The sequence below is a fragment of the Gordonia sp. B8661-1 genome (assembly GCF_059427765.1).
On sequence record NZ_JCAHRL010000007.1, the window covers coordinates 150557 to 168720 of the forward strand.

Annotated in this window: 17 protein-coding genes and 2 tRNA genes; 7 read left to right on the plus strand and 12 right to left on the minus strand. The window is 66.2% G+C overall.

Going from position 1 to position 18164, the window contains the following annotated elements; translation table 11 throughout:
• Positions 1 to 69: 69 nt before the first annotated feature.
• Both AC4JJG_RS15620 and AC4JJG_RS15625 read right to left on the minus strand, forming a co-directional pair.
• Positions 70 to 145: transfer RNA gene (locus AC4JJG_RS15620), tRNA-Arg, on the minus strand.
• Positions 146 to 189: 44 nt separating this feature from the next.
• Positions 190 to 278 (minus strand) — tRNA-Ser (locus AC4JJG_RS15625).
• A 130-nt stretch (positions 279 to 408) separates the two neighbouring features.
• On the opposite strand from AC4JJG_RS15625, the gene hisC reads away from it, so the two are divergent.
• Positions 409 to 1473: a histidinol-phosphate transaminase gene (gene hisC / locus AC4JJG_RS15630; RefSeq protein ID WP_495398532.1), complete on the plus strand. Its 1065-nt coding sequence runs from the start codon at positions 409 to 411 to the stop codon at positions 1471 to 1473.
• Here hisC and AC4JJG_RS15635 read toward each other — a convergent pair.
• Complete coding sequence (locus tag AC4JJG_RS15635; RefSeq protein ID WP_495405792.1) at positions 1470 to 2366, minus strand: alpha/beta hydrolase; 897 nt, start codon at positions 2364 to 2366, stop codon at positions 1470 to 1472. The two genes, hisC and AC4JJG_RS15635, sit on opposite strands and share 4 nt — an antisense overlap.
• On the opposite strand from AC4JJG_RS15635, the gene AC4JJG_RS15640 reads away from it, so the two are divergent.
• On the plus strand, positions 2290 to 2451 hold the full coding sequence (locus AC4JJG_RS15640) for a hypothetical protein (protein WP_495405793.1): 162 nt from the start codon (positions 2290 to 2292) through the stop codon (positions 2449 to 2451). The genes AC4JJG_RS15635 and AC4JJG_RS15640 overlap by 77 nt on opposite strands.
• Before the next feature lie 163 nt (positions 2452 to 2614).
• Positions 2615 to 3055 carry an acyl-CoA thioesterase gene (locus tag AC4JJG_RS15645; RefSeq protein WP_495398530.1) on the plus strand — a complete coding sequence of 147 codons (441 nt, stop codon included), beginning with the start codon at positions 2615 to 2617 and terminating at the stop codon, positions 3053 to 3055.
• A 9-nt stretch (positions 3056 to 3064) separates the two neighbouring features.
• Here AC4JJG_RS15645 and AC4JJG_RS15650 read toward each other — a convergent pair whose 3' ends face one another.
• Positions 3065 to 4312, minus strand: coding sequence for a hypothetical protein (locus AC4JJG_RS15650; protein WP_495398529.1), 1248 nt, complete (start codon positions 4310 to 4312; stop codon positions 3065 to 3067).
• A gap of 40 nt (positions 4313 to 4352) precedes the next feature.
• Positions 4353 to 5471 (minus strand): acyltransferase family protein, encoded by a 1119-nt coding sequence (locus tag AC4JJG_RS15655; protein ID WP_495398528.1) that lies wholly within the window; start codon positions 5469 to 5471, stop codon positions 4353 to 4355.
• Positions 5472 to 5512: 41 nt separating this feature from the next.
• Between AC4JJG_RS15655 and AC4JJG_RS15660 the strand changes: the two genes are divergently transcribed.
• Positions 5513 to 6577 carry a magnesium transporter CorA family protein gene (locus tag AC4JJG_RS15660; protein ID WP_495398527.1) on the plus strand — a complete coding sequence of 355 codons (1065 nt, stop codon included), beginning with the start codon at positions 5513 to 5515 and terminating at the stop codon, positions 6575 to 6577.
• Positions 6578 to 6583: 6 nt separating this feature from the next.
• Here the strand turns inward: AC4JJG_RS15660 and AC4JJG_RS15665 are convergent, their stop codons facing one another.
• Positions 6584 to 7531, minus strand: a complete 948-nt coding sequence (locus tag AC4JJG_RS15665; RefSeq protein WP_495398526.1) for an alpha/beta hydrolase — start codon at positions 7529 to 7531, stop codon at positions 6584 to 6586.
• Positions 7532 to 7591: 60 nt separating this feature from the next.
• On the opposite strand from AC4JJG_RS15665, the gene AC4JJG_RS15670 reads away from it, so the two are divergent.
• From AC4JJG_RS15670 to AC4JJG_RS15680, 3 genes are all read left to right on the plus strand, one after another.
• A complete protein-coding gene (locus tag AC4JJG_RS15670; RefSeq protein WP_495398525.1) occupies positions 7592 to 8206 on the plus strand; it encodes a TetR/AcrR family transcriptional regulator in 615 nt (204 codons plus the stop codon).
• A gap of 114 nt (positions 8207 to 8320) precedes the next feature.
• Positions 8321 to 10366, plus strand: a complete 2046-nt coding sequence (locus AC4JJG_RS15675) for a CocE/NonD family hydrolase (RefSeq protein ID WP_495398524.1) — start codon at positions 8321 to 8323, stop codon at positions 10364 to 10366.
• A gap of 78 nt (positions 10367 to 10444) precedes the next feature.
• A complete protein-coding gene (locus tag AC4JJG_RS15680; RefSeq protein ID WP_495398523.1) occupies positions 10445 to 11467 on the plus strand; it encodes an Atu2307/SP_0267 family LLM class monooxygenase in 1023 nt (340 codons plus the stop codon).
• Positions 11468 to 11498: 31 nt separating this feature from the next.
• Here the strand turns inward: AC4JJG_RS15680 and AC4JJG_RS15685 are convergent, their stop codons facing one another.
• The 6 genes from AC4JJG_RS15685 to AC4JJG_RS15710 all read right to left on the minus strand — a co-directional run bounded on the left by AC4JJG_RS15685 (position 11499) and on the right by AC4JJG_RS15710 (position 18164).
• On the minus strand, positions 11499 to 12104 hold the full coding sequence (locus tag AC4JJG_RS15685; RefSeq protein ID WP_495405788.1) for a hypothetical protein: 606 nt from the start codon (positions 12102 to 12104) through the stop codon (positions 11499 to 11501).
• A gap of 147 nt (positions 12105 to 12251) precedes the next feature.
• Positions 12252 to 13091, minus strand: a complete 840-nt coding sequence (locus AC4JJG_RS15690; protein WP_495398521.1) for an SDR family NAD(P)-dependent oxidoreductase — start codon at positions 13089 to 13091, stop codon at positions 12252 to 12254.
• A gap of 78 nt (positions 13092 to 13169) precedes the next feature.
• Complete coding sequence (locus AC4JJG_RS15695) at positions 13170 to 14714, minus strand: long-chain-fatty-acid--CoA ligase (protein WP_495398520.1); 1545 nt, start codon at positions 14712 to 14714, stop codon at positions 13170 to 13172.
• A 35-nt stretch (positions 14715 to 14749) separates the two neighbouring features.
• A complete protein-coding gene (fdxA, locus tag AC4JJG_RS15700) occupies positions 14750 to 15064 on the minus strand; it encodes a ferredoxin (RefSeq protein WP_495398519.1) in 315 nt (104 codons plus the stop codon).
• A gap of 56 nt (positions 15065 to 15120) precedes the next feature.
• Positions 15121 to 16212: a 2-oxoacid:ferredoxin oxidoreductase subunit beta gene (locus AC4JJG_RS15705; protein ID WP_495398518.1), complete on the minus strand. Its 1092-nt coding sequence runs from the start codon at positions 16210 to 16212 to the stop codon at positions 15121 to 15123.
• Positions 16212 to 18164 (minus strand): 2-oxoacid:acceptor oxidoreductase subunit alpha, encoded by a 1953-nt coding sequence (locus AC4JJG_RS15710; protein ID WP_495399579.1) that lies wholly within the window; start codon positions 18162 to 18164, stop codon positions 16212 to 16214. The genes AC4JJG_RS15705 and AC4JJG_RS15710 overlap by 1 nt, the downstream gene beginning before the upstream one ends.

Below are 18164 nucleotides of genomic sequence, written 5' to 3' on the forward strand. Positions count from 1 at the left end.
TTTGTGGGCAGGCATGGGTACAGCGCTGGAACACAAAGAATCCCCGCACTCGTGAGTGCGGGGATTCCGTGGTGCGCCCGTAGGGATTCGAACCCCAAACCTCTTGATCCGTAGTCAAGTGCTCTATCCGTTGAGCTACGGGCGCGTGCTATTCAGTTGTACCTCCGCGGTCGGAGACCGCCGGGTCGGCGGAGGCGAGAGGATTTGAACCTCCGGTCCCGTTTTAGCGAGACAATTCATTAGCAGTGAATCCCATTCGGCCGCTCTGGCACGCCTCCTGACGGAAGTCCTTTCGAACCGCCGAAGCGAAAGATTACACACCCTCGCGCCGCGGAAGCAAACCACGTGGACAGCGGGTGCGTGCGGACGGGTTTGGCGACGTCACGGGCACGGTCCTACTGTTGACGGGTGACGTTGCGCATCCGCCCCGACCTCGACGACCTGCCCGCCTACGTGCCGGGGAAGACCTTCCCGGGTGCCGTGAAGCTGGCCAGCAACGAGGTCGTCGACGGACCGCTGCCCAGCGTGCGGGACGCCATCGCGGAGGCCGCCGCGGGCCTCAACCGGTACCCGGACAACGCCATGGTCGATCTGACGGCCGAACTGGCGAAGAAGCACGGGGTGACCGAAGATCGCATCCAGGTCGGCTGCGGCTCGGTGAGCCTGTGCCAGAACCTGATCACCATCACGGCCGGGCCAGGCGACGAGGTGCTGTTCGGCTGGCGGTCGTTCGAGACGTATCCGCTCGCGACGCGTGTCGCGGGCGCGACGCCCGTGCAGATTCCGCTCACCGACGATCAGGTCTTCGACCTGCCCGCGATGGCCGATGCGATCACCGAGCGGACCCGGCTGATCTTCGTCTGCAATCCCAACAACCCGACGGGCACCGTCGTCACCGCCGACGATCTGCGCGCCTTCCTGCAGCGCGTGCCGTCCGACGTGCTGGTGGCGCTCGACGAGGCGTACTTCGAGTACGTCCGGCCCACCGAGGAGCAGGCGTACGACGCCGACGAACTGATCCGCGAGTTCCGGAACGTCGTCGTGCTGCGCACCTTCTCCAAGGCATACGGCCTGGCCGGTCTGCGCGTGGGATACGCCATCGCGGACCCGCAGGTGATCGTGGCGCTCGGCAAGGTCCACGTGCCGTTCTCGGTGAACACCCTCGCGCAGCGCGCGGCCATCGCCAGCCTCGATGCCGCCGACGAACTCCTCGCCCGCACCGACGCGGTCGTTGCCGAACGTGCCCGCGTCACCGACCGTCTGCGGGAGCTCGGTTTCCGGGTGCCGGATTCACAGGCCAATTTCGTGTGGCTGGATCTCGGCGACGATGCCGCGGGCTTCGGCGCGCACTGCACCGAGAGCGGCGTCATCGTGCGACCTTTCGCGGGGGACGGCGTACGGGTGACCGTCACCGACCGCACGGAGAACGACGTGTTCCTCGCGGCGGCGGAGGCGTGGGCCGCGCAGAACTAGAGGCCGCGCGCGATGGTGCGCCAGGCAACCGGCAGGTCACGCTCCCAGTACGCCCAGGTGTGGGTACCGATCAGCCGGAAGCCGTCGGTGAAGCGCACCTGATTCGCGCGGAGCGTGCCGGCGAATTCCAGTGAGCACCGCCAGGCGCCGAGCTCCAGTGCCGAACCAGCGGCGGTGACGGCCTGCTTGGGACCGTCCTCCGGGTCGCTCGGTGCGGTCAGATCCAGCGGGCCGACGGCTCCGGACCCGGCCGACAGGAAGATGTTCTTCCCGCGCAGCTTGTCGAGATGCTGGCTCGGATCGTGGGCATCCCACTCGGCCGAACCGAACGGACCCCACATGTTGGTGGCGTCGCCGCCGCTCTTCGCGACGGTGGTGCGCACATAGCTTTCGTTCACCGGACCGGACACCTGCGGGCAACCGCTCAGGGACGCGATTCCGGTGTAGAGCGACGGATGACGCATGGCGAGGGTGAACGCGGACTGACCACCCATCGACAGTCCGATGATGGCGTTGCGGCCGGTGCCGTCGAAGCGGCGATCGATCAACGGGGGCAGTTCCTTGGCCAGGAAGGTCTCCCACTGCGGCTTGCCCAGCTTCGGATCCTTCTTCACCCAGTTCGTATAGAAGCTGCCCGCGCCACCGGCAGGCAGCACCACGTTGACGTTCTTGTCGGCGAAGAATCGACCCGCGCGGCCCTTGGTGATCCAGTCGCTCACGTTCTGGCCGGCGTCGGCACCGTCGAGCAGGTACACGGTCGGCCGCGGTCCGCCGCCATACTGCGGGGTCAGCACGGATACCTTCGTTTTGCCGCCCATGGACGGCGAGTCCACCCAAACGTCGGTCCGCAGTGGGCTGAGCTTCACCGACTTCGAGATCTGTGCGACCTTCACCCGGCCGGGTGCGGCATTCGCCACCGACGGCACCGCAGCGCACAACGACGCCACGGCGAACGCGGCCACCGCCGACCGCCACTGAGACATGCGCATATCTGTTTTGCACCACCCGGGAATCCGCCCCCGCAGGGACCTCGAACGCCTCCCAGGGTACTGATGAGTAGGTTTCCCGGAAACTCGAAAGCGCGGTCGGTTGACCGGATCGGGTCACGATTGGGTGAAAGTCCCGGATGGAGGCAACGACGATGAGTGCAGGATCACTGACCGAGGACGGCTTCGCCTTCGTCGCGCAGGTGGGGGTTCGCTGGTCGGACATGGACGCGTTCGGCCACATCAATCACGCCCGGATGGTGACGCTGATGGAGGAGGCACGCATCCAGTGGCTGATGAGTGCGGGCGAGGAGTACGCACCGCTGATCACCAGCGCCATGATCGTGCACGTCGAGATCCGCTATCAGCGGCAACTGCGGCATTCGGATTCCCCGCTGCAGATCGGCATGTGGATCACCGCGTCGCGGTCGGTGGACTTCACCATCGGCTACGAGATCCGGGCCGCGGGCGACGATCCGTCGACGAAACCCGCATGCGTGGCGAGCACCCAGATGGCCGTCGTCGACGTGGAGGCACACACCCTGCGGCGGCTCACCGCCACCGAGAAGGACTATCTGCGGTCCTGGACGCGCTGACCCGACCGGTCAGGAGCGCTCGTAGCGTTCCGGCAGCTGCCGTGTATACGCCCCCGGACCGATACGGGCGATGTTGCCCTGCAACACATCCCGATACAGCCGCAGCTGCTCCTCACCGCTGCGCACCTGCTCTTTGAGGCGAATCGCATTGTCGCGCGAGATCTCGCGATCACCCGAGCGGGCGATCAAGTGATCGATGCGCTCGTCGATCGTCGACGCGCGGTCGTATTCGGCCAGCACCCGCAGTTCCACGGCGGCGGACTCGACGACATGCGCGACCTCACCGAGGGCCTGCACCCGATCGATGAGTTCGGTCCACACGGGTCGCAGCGTGGTCTCGCGCTTGTCGATGCTCTCGGCGAAGGACCGGTCGAAGCCGCCGTTGCGACGGGCGCGGTCGAGGTCGATCCGCACCGCACGCAGCGCGATGACGTCGGCGCTGATCTCGGCCAGCTCGGCGTGCAGGTTGACCTGGGTGCGCTGGACCTCGAAGTGATCGGAACGCCACGCCGGGTTCCGCATGATGCGGTCGTAGTAGTGACCGGCCAGGAAGAGCAGCGTCTCGTAGCCGTCGGCGAAGACCGCGCCCCGTGACGGTGCCGGAGTGGTCGGAGCGGGCTCCTCCGCCGGAGGCGGGGTCAGGATCTGGCTCGCCCACTGCCCGGCCTGCGGATATCCCGACCGGCTGGCGAACTGTCCGACGACGCCCGCGATGCGATCCATGGCGACCGTACCGGCCCGGCGCATGTATCCGGAGGTATTGACGTTGGGGGTCGGGGTGCATGTCAGGCCGGCGAAGAGCCGTTCCCGTTCCTCGACCTCCAGGTAGGTGTTCTCGCGACGCTCACGCCGGATGGCCCGGGTTCCGCCGGGGAAGACCCCCTTGCCGGTCACCACGACCTTGCGGGCTTCCTCCCGCTTGCGCACCAGGCCGTTGAGGCGATTACGCATCACCGCGGCCACCACGCCGGGAACCATCGGACCGGCGAGCTGATGTTCGATCTGCGCCACCGCCCGCTGCAGGCGGCGAAGGTCACCGAAACCGTTGGGCAGCACCGGGATCGGCAGTCCGGTGGAGATCCTGCGCACCACGATCGACCGGCCGGACGGCGTCAGGAATCCCGAACCGATCAGGATCGCGGCGACGTCGGAGAGTTCGGGACGTTCCCCGGGCAGGCACGCCTCGTCACACCAGGCGCGGATCTGTGCGCTGCTGGTGGTCTGTTCCCCCATACGGGTCTTCCGGTCGTCGACCATCGGGTGTGCCTCGATTCCTCCCAGAACTGCTCCTCCGATGCTACCTGCGCGTCCCGACCACCTCGGGCCGTCGCGGACGCCAGAGCGGTGCCGTCGCCCGGTGCAGCAGCCACGCGATCGGCGTGCTCACCACCATCGTCACCACGAAGGCGACGGCCATCGACCCACTGAACACCCGGTAGTCGAGCACGTCCATGGCGATCTCCAGCACCAGGACGTGGACGAGGAAGAACTCGTAGGAGATCTCACCGAACCACACCATCGGCCGGCTGCCGCACCAGCGCGCCCACCAGTCGCGCCGGTCACCGACGACCAGCGGCCCGATCATGGCGATCACCACGACCAGGTACAGCAGATGCTTGACGATCGTCGCCGAGGCCGTCGTCGGGGTGATGGTCGGTTCGCCCGCGATCGACGTCGCCGAGAGCAGGAACGCGGCCAGGGCGACGATCATCGACGGCGTGGCGGGCCACCGGCGGATCAGTCGAGTGCACACGGCCAGCAGCATGCCGCCGACGAACCATCCGAAGAAGGCGGGCGGCCACAACCGGGCGGTCGGGTCGATGCCGTCGCTGCCCGCGATCACCAGCGACCAGACCGGCGACACGAGCAGCAGCGCGCCGAGTCCGACGATCAGCAGGTCCGGACGCCATCGCCGACGGCACAGCGCGACACACAGCAGCCACGCGAGGGGCGGCAGCACCAGGTAGTAGGCGACCTCCGCCGTCAGGCTCCACATCTGGGTGAGTCCCGAATGCAGGTACCCCGCACCGTAGACCTGGGTCAGCGTCATCGACCGCAGGAAACCGGACCAGCCACCACCCGTGTCGACGGCGTCGGCCGGCTCGTACAGCCCGAAGAGGAAGTAGACGGCGATGACAGTGATCCAGTACGCGGGCAGGATGCGTCGCGCGCGATGCAGGAGATAGCGGGTTGTCGACGGTGCCGGGCGATCGTCGGCGAGCGCGGTCACCCATGGCCGGAAGAGCAGATACCCGGACAGTACGAAGAACAGCGCGACGCCGATCTCGAATCGCGCGAGGAGCCGTCCGACGAAATCGTCGGTGTAATGGCCGGTCCAGAATGCCGCGTGGGTCAGGCACACCGAGAGTGCCGCGATGGTCCGGATACCGGTGAGGGACGGTATCCGTGCGGCCATCCTGCGATGATGCCATCGGCGCCGATGGCACGATGAGGTGCATGGCGGAAGTTATTCGCGGGCAGGTGTGGGAACACGGCAAGCCGGTCGACGGCTTTCATATCGGCATGCTCGCCGGATGCATCGACAATCCCGATCAACTCGTCTGGGCAGATCTCGAGTGCCCCACGCGGGAGAGTCTCCAGAAGCTGGCCGATGCGCTGCACCTCAGTCCGTTCGCGGTGGAGGACACCGTGGCCGTCGCCGAACGCGTGAAGACGGTGACCTACGCCCACCACACCTTCATGACGGTGTATGCGATCAGCATCGACGACGTGGAGAACGGCACAGAGTCCCCCACCGACCCCGAAGCGGTCGAGAACGTGGATGTCGACCCCAAGCACACCCTCGCCGGACGTAAGGCGAAGCTCTTTGACCTGCACCGCATTTCGATCTTCGTCAAGAAGAACGCCCTGATCACCGTACGGATGCACACCGGTTTCGACATGGATACCGTCGTTCGCCGGTGGAAGGACATCGGCGGCGAACAGTACGGCGTCGGCGCCCTGCTGCACGGCCTGCTCGACGTGATCGTCGACGGCCAGTTCGACGCCGTGCAGGTACTCGACGACAAGATGGAGAACCTGGAAACCCTGCTGTTCGACGACAATCCGAGCACCGCCCGGGCTCTGCAGCGCGAAACCTATGACCTGCGAAAGGATCTCGTGCTGTTACGGCGCGTGGTGCTACCCATGCGCGAGGTGATCGCCGGCATCCAGCGACGCAGATTCGAGAACAACGCACCGGCGGAGCTCGATCCGAATTTCTCCGACCTCTACGACCATGCGATGCGCGCCGCGGAGTGGACGGAATCGTTGCGGGACATGGTGGCCACGGTCTTCGAGACAAACCTGTCCCTCGCCGACGCACGCCTGAACACCGTCATGAAGAAGCTCACGTCCTGGGCGGCGATCATCGCCGTGCCCACCGCGATCACCGGCTTCTACGGTCAGAACGTCCCCTATCCCGGGTTCTCCGAGACGGCCGGATTCATCACCAGTTCGGTGTTGATCATCGTTCTGGTCGCCCTCCTCTACGTCAGCTTCCGGCGACGGGATTGGCTGTAGGTCGGATCAACTCGTCGGATCGACCAGTGTGTCCCGCAGCTCCCGTATCCGTTGCTCCGCTTCGTCGAGTCCGGGCTGTTCGATCGGGAAGTGTCCACACCCGGTGAGCAGCACGGTATCCACGGGTCCTGCGATCCGATCGGCGAACCGCAGGGAGAGTTCGGCCGGGGTCCAGTCGTCGGCATCCGGGTGCAGGAGGATCACCTGCGGGCCCGCGTAGCGTTCGGGTGGCGGCGGCTCGTGACCGAGGAGGTCGACGATCAGCCGTAGGGGCAGACTCGCCCCTGCTCCGAGCGGATCGTCGGCGCACATCCGGGACAGCTCCGGATTCTTGCTCATCCGGTTGATGGGCGCAAAGGCTTTGACGGGCAATCGCATTCGACCGACAACGGGCACCAGCGGTCGGAGTAGCGGCGTGAGACGGGCCATCCAGCCGTATCGCACGGCGTGACGTGCCACCTCGGGATCACCGGCGAAGTCCGGCAAACATGTCGCGACGACCGCCGCGGTACGACCGGTCCGGTGCGCGACCTCGTAGGCGAGCATCCCACCCAAGCTGGCCCCGAACAGCACCAGGGGCCGCGGATCCCGGTCGGTCTCGTCGACGACCAGGTCGTGGAGGAGGTCGACCCAGTCGCGATACCGGACCCGCCCCGGATACCGCACGTCGGTGTGTCCGTAGAGCGGAAGGTCCGGCGCGAGAACCTCACAGTTCTCCGACGCGAGGATCGCCGCGAGCGGCCACACCAGTCCGCTGTGCCCGCCCGCGCCGTGGATGAGCATCACGCGCAGGGGCGCATCCGGCCGGCGGGCCCGCGCGATGTGGACATCGACCGGCCCCGGCGGCCGCGCAGACGACCGCTGCCAGTGCCACCGAGTGGACTCCGGTTCGATCGTCTGCGCGACCGAGCGCCACGGCTCGGGCAGGAAGCGGGAGTACGCATTCGATGTCATGCCTCCAGCCTCGACGGCATCGGAAAGCCGCACAACTCGCATTCTGCGTAGCATCCGGTCATGCGGAAAACCCCTCGCCAGCAGCGGTCCTCGTTCACCGTCGACGTGATCGTCGAAGCCGCTACTCGCCTTCTCGGGAAAGAGGGTCGATCGCTGACCACCAACCGGATCGCCGCGTTGGCAGGCACGTCGATCGGATCGGTGTATCAGTACTTCGGAAGCAAGCAGGCCATTGTCAATGAGATCGCGCTCCGCCACCTCGCCGATGCCGAGCGCGAGTTGAGCGACGTCCTGGAACGCAATCCACCCGGGACACGCCCGTGGCGGGAGGTACTCGACGAGGTGATCGCGGTGTCGGTCGCCGCGAACCGAACACACGGATCAGCACACGGTCTGCTTCGGCATCTCGTGGATTCGGCTCCGCTCATCACCCGATACGAACAGTTCCTGGCGGGGATAGCGGAACGGTTCGCCGAATACCTGGTCGTCGACGGGTGGCATCCGGATGATGCCGCGACGGCCGCTGGTCTCACGATTGCCACCATCGACGCCCAGGTTCATCTCCTGGTCCGATCCGACCTCGACAACTCGGCGATCGCGGCACAGATCACCGCATTCGTCGCCGGCGCCCTGACGTCGCTTGCACCCCGAACCAGTTTTGACACAGATCACTGATGACGGTAACCATGATCCAGATCACGGCGTGCACGGGTTGAGGGACCTTCGTCGTGACGGGCAGGGGTCGGGGGGACACGCCTCCAGGCACGTGCACATAACTGGAGGTCGGGAATGCGTCAGTGGTCGCGTCGCATCTGGGTGATCGTCTCATTGATCGCCGTGATGTCGTTGAGTGTCGTTGTCGTCCCACCGGCCGACGCCGCACCGATACCGCTCAATCCGCCCGCCTGGACATCGACGCAGACCTCGGCGAAGCAGCGATATCCCGGCATCGCGGTCATCCCGAGTGTGAAGATCCGGATGTCCGACGGGACCGTGCTCACCGCGGACGTCTATCGCCCGGCCAATGCCGCCGGACGGGCGACGGCCGACAGAAATCCGGTCATCGTGAATATGACGCCGTACAGCAAACTGCTGTCGATGATCGCCGTGGGTGCGACCAACATCCCGCATCTGTCGAAACCTCTCCTGGACTTTCTCGCCTCGTTCAACCTGTCGGGCACACCGATCTCCGGCATGGAGCGCTTGCTCAAGGTCGCGAACGGAGGACTGGTCAGTTCGTTCTCCGTCGACCCGAATCTCGTTCGGAGCGGTTACACCCAGGTCGTCGTCGACGTACGCGGTACCGGTGGGTCGCAAGGAGTATGGGACGTCTTCGGTAACCGCGAGCAGCAGGACACCCTCGAGGTTCTCGAATGGGCCCGCACCCGAGGCTATTCCAACGGCAAGCTCGGCATGAGCGGTTACTCGTACTCGGCGATCAATCAGATGCAGGCCGCCGCGAAGCAGCCCAGGGGACTCGAGGCCATCTTCCCCGGCGCACCGATGACCGACATCGTCGCCGATGTCGTGGCGCCCGGATCAGGTTATGGCGCAGGCTTTCTCGCACTGTGGCTGTTTGCCGTCAACGCCGTGAAGGTCGTCCCCGACCTTCCCGCGCTGCTGCGCGGCGAGTTCGACGTCAGGTGGCTGATCGACCGGATCAACAACCCGGCGGTGTTCGGGCGCGAATATCTCGAAGGGCTTGCGGCCCCGAGCACCTCGACGCTGCGCGGCCGTTCCGCCGAGATCGTCACGGTGAACTCGGTCTACCGCAAGGCGCTCTACACCGACGCGTCGAAGATCCGCATTCCGACCTTCGTCACCGGCGGCTGGAACGATCTGTTCACCAACATGGAGTGGCGTGCTCTCGATCAGCTGACGGGCCTGCGCCCTGAGAAGAAGAAGCTCGTGATGAGTACGGGTGAACACATCACCAACGGGTGGGATCTGGGCACCAAGCGGAATCAGCCGCCCGCCATGGGCGTGTTCCAGCGAGCCTGGTTCGACAAGTGGCTCAAGGGAATCGACAACGGGGTCGACCGGTACCCGAATGCGACGAGCCACCCGCTCGGCAGTGGGCGCTGGGTGCAGTCCGCGACGATGCCCCGTTCCGGGCAGGAGCATCGTCGTCTCTATCTCACACCGCGACGGTCGGGTACGTCACCGACCTCGGTGAAGGACGGAACGCTCGCGCGTTCGGCACCGATCACCGCCGCGAAATGGACTGTGGCGCCAGGGATCACCACCCTCTGCTCGGCGGACACGAATCGGGACCAGACGGGATTCCTGAGCCCACTCGATTTCTGCGTCAAGGACAATCGCATCGCCGAACGCGGCGCGCTCACATTCACCTCGCCGGCGGTCCGCACCACGACGACCGTGAACGGTCCGCTCAACTTGCACCTTCGGACGCAGGTCGACGCCAAGGACGGCTTCTATGCCGCCGTCGTCTCCGACGTCGCACCCAACGGTGTGTCGACGCCGATCAGCACCGGGTCGATGACCGTGTCGATCCGCAACCAGATGGTCAAGGCGCAGACCGGTTACGCGCCGAACGGTGATGTGGTGGACCCGATCTACGCACTGGATGCCTTCCATCGGGACACCGTCCGGCCGGGAGCCGCACAGTTCCTCGACATCGGCCTCCTCGGCACGGATGCCGTCCTTCGGCCCGGACATCGCCTGCGGGTAAGCGTGTATGCGTTCAACGCGCCCCGCGCGGTCAGCTTCGGGCCCATCACGCACGACACCGGGCTCAAACCCGAACATGTGCTGTTGGACCCGGACAATCCGAGCTGGCTGCAGGTGCCCAGCGACCGCCCGATCGGCGGTTAGCGCGGTTCGCACTCAGTCCGAGACCAGTAAGCGGACCACGGTCCGGAATGAATCGGCACTCCGTGCGTTCCTATGAACATGGCTCATGTCGAATTCGGTCTGGACACTTTCGGCGGCGTCACCAACGACTCCCGGGGCAAGCCGCTGCCCCACCCACAAGTGATTCGCAATCTGATCGACGACGCGGTCGTCGCAGACCAGGCGGGTCTCGACTTCTTCGGTGTCGGCGAGCATCATCGCCCCGACTTCGCGGTATCGAGCCCGGAGATGGTGCTGGCGGCGATCGCGTCACGCACCGAGAACATCCGTCTCGGTTCCACCGTCACGGTGCTCAGCTCCGACGACCCGGTACGCGTCTTCGAACGGTTCGCCACACTGGACGCCGTGTCGAACGGTCGTGCCGAGATCGTCGCGGGCCGTGGCTCGTTCACCGAGTCGTTCCCGTTGTTCGGCTACGACCTGAGCGACTACGAGGTGCTGTTCGAGGAGAAGCTCGCACTGCTGTCCGAACTACTCGCGGAGGAGCCGGTCACCTGGCAGGGCAGCACCCGCGCGCCGCTGCGCGATCAGCGGGTCTTCCCGACCACTGCCGACGGCGTCCGCGCCTGGGTCGGTGTCGGCGGCAGTCCCGAATCGGTCGTGCGCACCGCGCGGTACGGATTCGGGCTGTTCCTCGCGATCATCGGCGGGCCCGCCGAGCGGTTCGTCCCGTACATCGACCTGTTCAAACGCGCCCTGCAGGAATTCGGTCACGAATCACGGCCGATCGCCGTGCACTCCCCCGGGCTCGTCGCCGAAACCGACGACCGGGCACGCGAACTCGTCTACCCCGGCTGGCTGGCGATGCGCACGCGGATGGTCAGCGAACGCGGCTGGCCCGCTCCGGCAACCGGCGACTTCGAACGCGAGATCGAGACCGGTTCGCTGTACCTCGGCTCCCCGGAAACGGTGGCGACGAAGATCGCGGGCACCGTCACGACGCTCGGTGTCGACCGTTTCGACTTCAAGTACGACCAGAACGTCGAACACGCCGACCAACTGAACTCCGTGAGGCTCTACGGCGAGAAGGTCGTCCCGATGGTGAAGGACATGCTGAGCTAGCCCACGGCCTTCACCGGGTGACGGCCCTGGATCACCAGGCGCTGATGACGTAGCTGCCGTGAATCGGTAAGTCCGGCCGCGGATTCCACTGCTGCAGGAAGTACGACCACCCGAGCCACACGCCCGGTGCGATCTGCCGGAACTCGTGATAGCTCACCGGCATTCCGAGCGAGTCGCGCGAGAAGTCGATCGTCCAGGCCGGTTTGCCGTCGACGTACGAGGTGCCCGGCACCAGCGGACCGCCGGCGTCGCGACCGCCGATGGTGTAGTTCTTGTACACCCACTGGCGGCGCGGTCCATCGGTGAAGGTCAGCGAGTCACCGAGGATCTGCTCCGACGTCGACCACGCCCGGCCGAGCGGATACGGGATCAGCTCTCCGACGACGGTGACCGCGGGCAATATCCAGAAGCGCTGTCGGCCAACCGGAGCCGCTCCCCGCTCCGCCCTCAGGAAGAGTGCGTCGGACTGTTCGGGCGTGCAGTGGAACCGCAAGGAATCCACGGTCACCGACGGCTTCGCCGGGTCGACGACGCACCGGCCGTCGGGGCGCAGCGGATTGTGGTCGTGCGGGGCGGCCGTCGCGATGCCCCCACTCACCGTCACCGAAAGCGTCATCGCCACAGCGATCATCACCACGCGGACAAATCTGCCGGACAGGACATCTCGTAACGGCAACGGACGACTCCTCCATGTCATTCGTGAAGCCCCCGCCGGTCACGACCAGATTATCGACTAGTACCTACAAGGGTGTACGTCGTCGGCCACGAAATGGCAACCGGTACCTCAATTGCCGACGACCTGCCGCCGGGCGTTGAAGTCCAGAATCGCTTTGCCGACCGGACGGGGCAGGCGGGAGACGATGTCGATCAGCTTCGCGTCCGCGCCGATGGTGACCCGGGGCTTGTCCTTCTCCACCGCCTCGAGGATCACCTGCGCCGCCCGTTCCGGGGTCGTGCGTGAGGACGCCTGGAAATCGCGGTGCGCCTTCTCCTGATCCTGCGCGACCGCTCCGGCCGAGATGTGGGCGCGGGCGTTCTTGACGATGTTGGTCTTGATCCCACCGGGATGCACGGTGGTGGCCGACACCGGATGGCCGGATGCCTCCAGTTCCAGACGGAGTGCGTCGGTGAAGCCGCGCACCCCGAATTTGGCTGCGTTGTATGCGGATTGGGTGGGCACGGCGATGAGCCCGAACACGCTGGAGACGTTCACGACATGTCCGTCACTGCTCGCGATCAGGTGCGGCAGAAAGGCTTTGGTGCCGTGGATGACGCCCCACAGGTTGATCCCGATGATCCACTCGAGGTCGTCCCAGTGCGCCGCCTCTACCGTGGTGGCCAGTGCGACACCGGCGTTGTTGACGATCAGGTTGACGTGACCGAAGTCGGCGCGAGTGGTGTCCGCCCACTCGTACACCGCTGCACGATCGGCGACGTCGACGGTCCGGCCGATCGCCCGCGTACCGATGCGCTCGCAGATCTCGACGGTCTCGGCGACCCCTGCGGTGTCGACGTCGGACAGGGCCAGCAGCGCACCGCGCTGGGCGAGATTGATGGCGAGCTCGCGGCCGATACCGGAGGCCGCGCCGGTGATGGCGGCGACCTTGCCGTGGAAGTTCTTCATGTGTGCTCCAAGAGGATTGGGAGCCCGGGCGCACTCGAGGGGACTGTGCGCCCGGGCAGTTCGAGGGAGGAAATGCGCTCAGGCGCGCAGTTCGCGCTTGAGGATCTTGCCGGTGGCGGTCATCGGCATACTGTCGACGAATTGGATGGCACGCGGGTATTTGTAGGCGGCCATCCGTTCCTTGCACCAGGCGATGAGTTCGTCCTCCGTGGTCTCGTCGCCGGGTGTCCGGATGATGATCGCCTTGACCTCCTCGCCGTGCGACTCGTGCGGAATGCCGAGGACCGCGACGAGGCTGACGCCCGAATGCGTCATCAGGACTTCTTCCAGCTCACGGGGATACACGTTGAACCCGCCGCGCACGATGAGGTCCTTGGCCCGGTCGATGATGAAGTAGTAGCCGTCGCCGTCCCGGCGGCCGATGTCGCCGGAGCGGAACCACCCGTCCTGAATCACCTCGGCCGTCGCCTCCGGACGCCCCAGATAATGCGACATGACATTGTGTCCACGGATCGCGATCTCACCGGGCTCGCCGTCGGCCACCTCGGTGAAATCGGCTGTGACGAGCTTCATCTCGACGCCCCAGACAGGCTGACCGATGGAGCCGGGCTTCGCCTCGCGGTCCGGGTGATTGAAGCACGCCACCGGGCTGGTCTCGGAAAGCCCGTAGCCTTCGCGGACCTCGATGCCGAAGGTCGCGCGCACCTGCTCGAGGGTCTCCACGGCCAGGGCCGACCCACCGGAGACAGCCATCCGCAGGTTGCCGCTGATCGTCGCCACGTCGACCGCATCGAGATCGGCGTTGAGCAGAGCCCAGTACATCGTCGGGACACCGGCGAAGAACGTGACACTCTCGGCCTCCATGGTGGCCAGCGCGGTCGCCGGATCGAAGCGCGGCACGAGGACCAGGGTCGAGCCCGACCCGAGGCCGGCGTTCATCTGCACGGTCTGGCCGAACGTATGGAACAGCGGCAGGGTGACGAGATGGACGTCGTGATCGACGGTGCCGAACAACCGCTGACAGGTCAGCGCGTTCATCACGATATTGGAATGCGACAGCGCGGCACCCTTGGGCTGTCCGGTGGTGCCGCTCGTGTAGAGCACCACGGCGGTGTCGCCCGGCTCGGTGACCGCCGTGCTGAAGGTCGTCGGCTGACCGGCCAGCGCGGCGCCCAGGGCCGTCGTACCGGGAAATGCGGACTGCCCAGCGGGATCCGCCGTGATGACGAGCATGTCCCGGCACTCGGGGGTGGCCGAGAAGCCCTCATATCCCTCCTGCCCCATCGGCAGCGCGTCGTTGCCCTCGAAGCAGACGTAGGCCTTCGCGCCCGAATCCTTGAGGTGATAGGCGACTTCGTTCCGCTTCAGCAGCACGTTGAGCGGAACGGCCACACCGCCGGCCTTGAGGATGCCGTAGTAGACGATCGGGAACCACGGCAGGTTCGGGCAGCTCAGTGCCACGCGATCACCGCGTTCGATGCCCAGCGAGGTCAGCAGATGCGCGACCTGGGACGCCATGGCGTCGACCTGCGCGTAGGTGAGGCGGACGTCTCCGAGGACCAGGGCGTCCCGGTCGGGAAACCGCCGGGCACTGTCGTCGAGCATGGTGGCGAGATTGAGCATGTCTTTCCTTCGGATATGGTGTCGTACAGGTGATCTCAAGATGTGGGCAGTGCGGCGATTTCGGGGTGATCGAAGGTCCGCGGACCGAAGGACCGGGCGCCGCCCGGGGAGCCGAGGTCGTCGAAGAAACCTGCGTTGATGGGTCCGAAGTTCGCCATCTCGTCGGGTAGGTCGTCGACGTAGAAGATCGCTTCGGTGGGGCAGACGGGTTCACAGGCGCCGCAATCGACGCATTCGTCGGGGTGGATGTAGAGCATCCGGCCGCCTTCGTAGATGCAGTCGACGGGGCATTCGTCGACGCAGGCTCGGTCCTTGATGTCGACGCAGGTCTTGCTGATGACGTAGGTCATGGGTCTCCTTGGAGTGGGTACGGGGATGGGGTTCCGGCGGTGGGGGTTTCGTCTGTTCAGGCGACCGTCCAGGTGTCGCCGGCATGGATGAGGTCATGGAGGGCGGCGTGGCGCTCGAGTTCCCCGGCACCCGCCTCGACGAGCTGCGCGCGGGCCTGATCGTCGTAGGCGGGGCGGTCCACCTGACGGAAGATGCCGATCGGTGACGCGTTGAGGTACCGGGCGTCGGTCAGGCGGGAGATCGCGAAAGCCATTGTCGGGTCCGGATTATGGGCGTCGTGGACGATGATGTCGCCCGCCGGCACATTTAGGGTCGGGACGACCGTGACGCCACCGGTCGCGTTGTCCCGCACCAGGGCTTTGGCGCGGCGGCCGTCGTCGAGGACGGCTCCGAAGGTGATGGGCTCACCGTGGACGAGCGGGATGATCGCGTCGGCCTTGGTGTCCGGGGATTTGAGTGCGTCGAACGCACCGTCGTTGAAGATCGGGCAGTTCTGGTAGATCTCCACCAGTGAGGTGCCGCGGTGCGCGGCCGCGGCGGCGAGCACCCCGGTGAGATGTGTGCGATCGGAGTCGATGGTGCGGGCCACGAACGACGCCTCGGCCCCGAGCGCGAGGGAGACCGGGTTGAACGGGTGATCGAGCGAGCCCATCGGCGTGGACTTGGTGACCTTCCCGGCTTCCGAGGTCGGCGAGTACTGGCCCTTGGTGAGTCCGTAGATCCGGTTGTTGAACAACAGGATCGTCATGTTCACGTTGCGGCGCAACGCATGTATGAGGTGATTGCCCCCGATGGACAGCGCGTCGCCGTCGCCGGTGACGACCCAGACCGACAGGTCGTCGCGGGACGTCGCGATACCGGTCGCGATCGACGGCGCCCGTCCGTGGATCGAGTGCATGCCGTAGGTGTCGAGGTAATACGGGAACCGCGACGAGCAGCCGATGCCGGAAACGAAGACGATGTTCTCTCGACGGAGGCCGAGATCCGGCAGGAAGGACTGGACCGCTTTCAGCACGGCGTAGTCGCCGCAGCCGGGGCACCAGCGCACCTCCTGATCGGAGGTGAATTCCTTGCCGGTCTGGGGCCTCTCGGCGGGCGGGACCATCGCGGTGCCGGAGCGTTCGGGAAAGGGCAGGTTGACGGACATCAGCGTTCTCCTCCGGCGAGTGCGAGTGGCTGCGACACGGAATCATCCACGCCGGCAATGACATCGGTGATCGCCTCGGCCAGCGCGGCAGCCTTCAGCGGCAACCCGTTGACCTGGTGGTAGCCGACCGCGTCGACGAGGAACTCCGCACGCAGCAGGAGCGCCAGCTGTCCCAGGTTCATCTCGGGGACAAGTACCTTGTCGTACCGTGCCAGCACGTCGCCGAGGTCGCTCGGGAACGGATTGAGGTGACGGAGGTGGACATGCGCGACGTCCAGTCCGGCGCGACGGACACGGCGGCAGGCGGCGCCGATGGGACCGTACGTCGAGCCCCAGCCGATGACCAGAACCTTTGCGCCCCGGCCTGTCTCGGCCGACGGATCATCGACTTCGAGCGGTGGGAGGGACCGGGCAATGGCCGCGATCTTCGCCGCCCGGGTACGAACCATGTGGTCATGGTTGGCCGGGTCGTAGGAGATGGCGCCGGTTCCGTCGGCCTTCTCCAGACCGCCTATGCGATGTTCGAGCCCTGCGACACCCGGCGGCGCCCACGGGCGGGCGAGCGTCTCGGGGTCACGGGCGTACGGCAGGAAGCCCACACCGTCGACCGGCTGCGCGAAGCCCGGATCGATCACCGGAAGTGTGTCGGGCTCCGGAATCCGCCACGGCTCCGAACCATTGGCGACGGACCCGTCGGACAGCAGCATCACCGGTGTGCGGTACTCGACCGCGATCCGGCACGCCTCCACCGCCGCGGCGAAGCAGTCGCCGGGTGAGCGGGGCGCGACGATCGGCACGGGGGCCTCCCCGTTCCGGCCGAACATCGCCTGGAGCAGATCGGACTGCTCGGTCTTCGTGGGGAGCCCCGTCGACGGGCCACCCCGCTGGACGTTGACGACGACGAGCGGGAGTTCGGTCATCACCGCCAGGCCGATCGCCTCACCTTTGAGGGCGATACCCGGTCCGGATGTGGTCGTCACGCCGAGATGTCCGGCATAGGACGCACCGATCGCGGCGCCGATACCGGCGATCTCGTCCTCGGCCTGAAAAGTGGTGACACCGAAGGCCTTCTGCTTGCTCAACTCGTGGAGAATGTCGGAGGCCGGGGTGATCGGGTACGAGCCGAGGAACATCGGCAGACCGGACTGAACCGCGCCGGTCACCAGGCCGTAGGCGAGCGCGAGGTTGCCCGAGATGTTTCGGTAGGTACCGGTCGGCATGACGGCGGGTTTGATCTCGTAGGACACCGCGAAGGCCTCGGTGGTCTCGCCGTAATTCCATCCCGCCCGGAACGCCGCGATATTGGCGTCGCGAATGTCGGTGCGGTTGGCGAATTTCTTCGTGAGGAACGTGACGGTCGGCTCAGTGGGGCGGCCGTACATCCACGACAGCAAGCCCAGGGCGAACATGTTCTTCGTGCGCGCGGAGTCTTTGCGGGACAATCCGAATTCGCTCACCGCACCGACGGTCAATGCGGTCAGATCGACCACCGTCAACCGGTGCGTGTCGGCGAGGGCACCGGGGCCGTCGTCGGTCAGCGGATTCGTGTCATAGCCCGCCTTGTCCAGATTGCGCTGGGTGAAGTCGTGGCCGTCGACGATGACCGTCGTGCCCGGGCGCATATCGGCCAGGTTCGCCTTCAGGGCGGCCGGATTCATCGCGACGAGTACGTCGGGAGCGTCACCGGCGGTGAGGATGTCGTGGTCGGCGAAGTGAACCTGGAACGACGAGACCCCCGGCAGGGTGCCCTGCGGTGCGCGGATCTCGGCCGGGAAATTCGGGAACGTCGCGAGATCGTTGCCGAAGGCGGCCGACTCCTGGGTGAACCGGTCGCCGGTCAGTTGCATGCCGTCGCCGGAGTCGCCGGCGAAGCGGATCACGACGCGGTCGAGTTGGTGAACCTGTTTGGCCACGATGTGCCTTTCTGCGGTGTAGGGAGGGGGCGCGGGCAC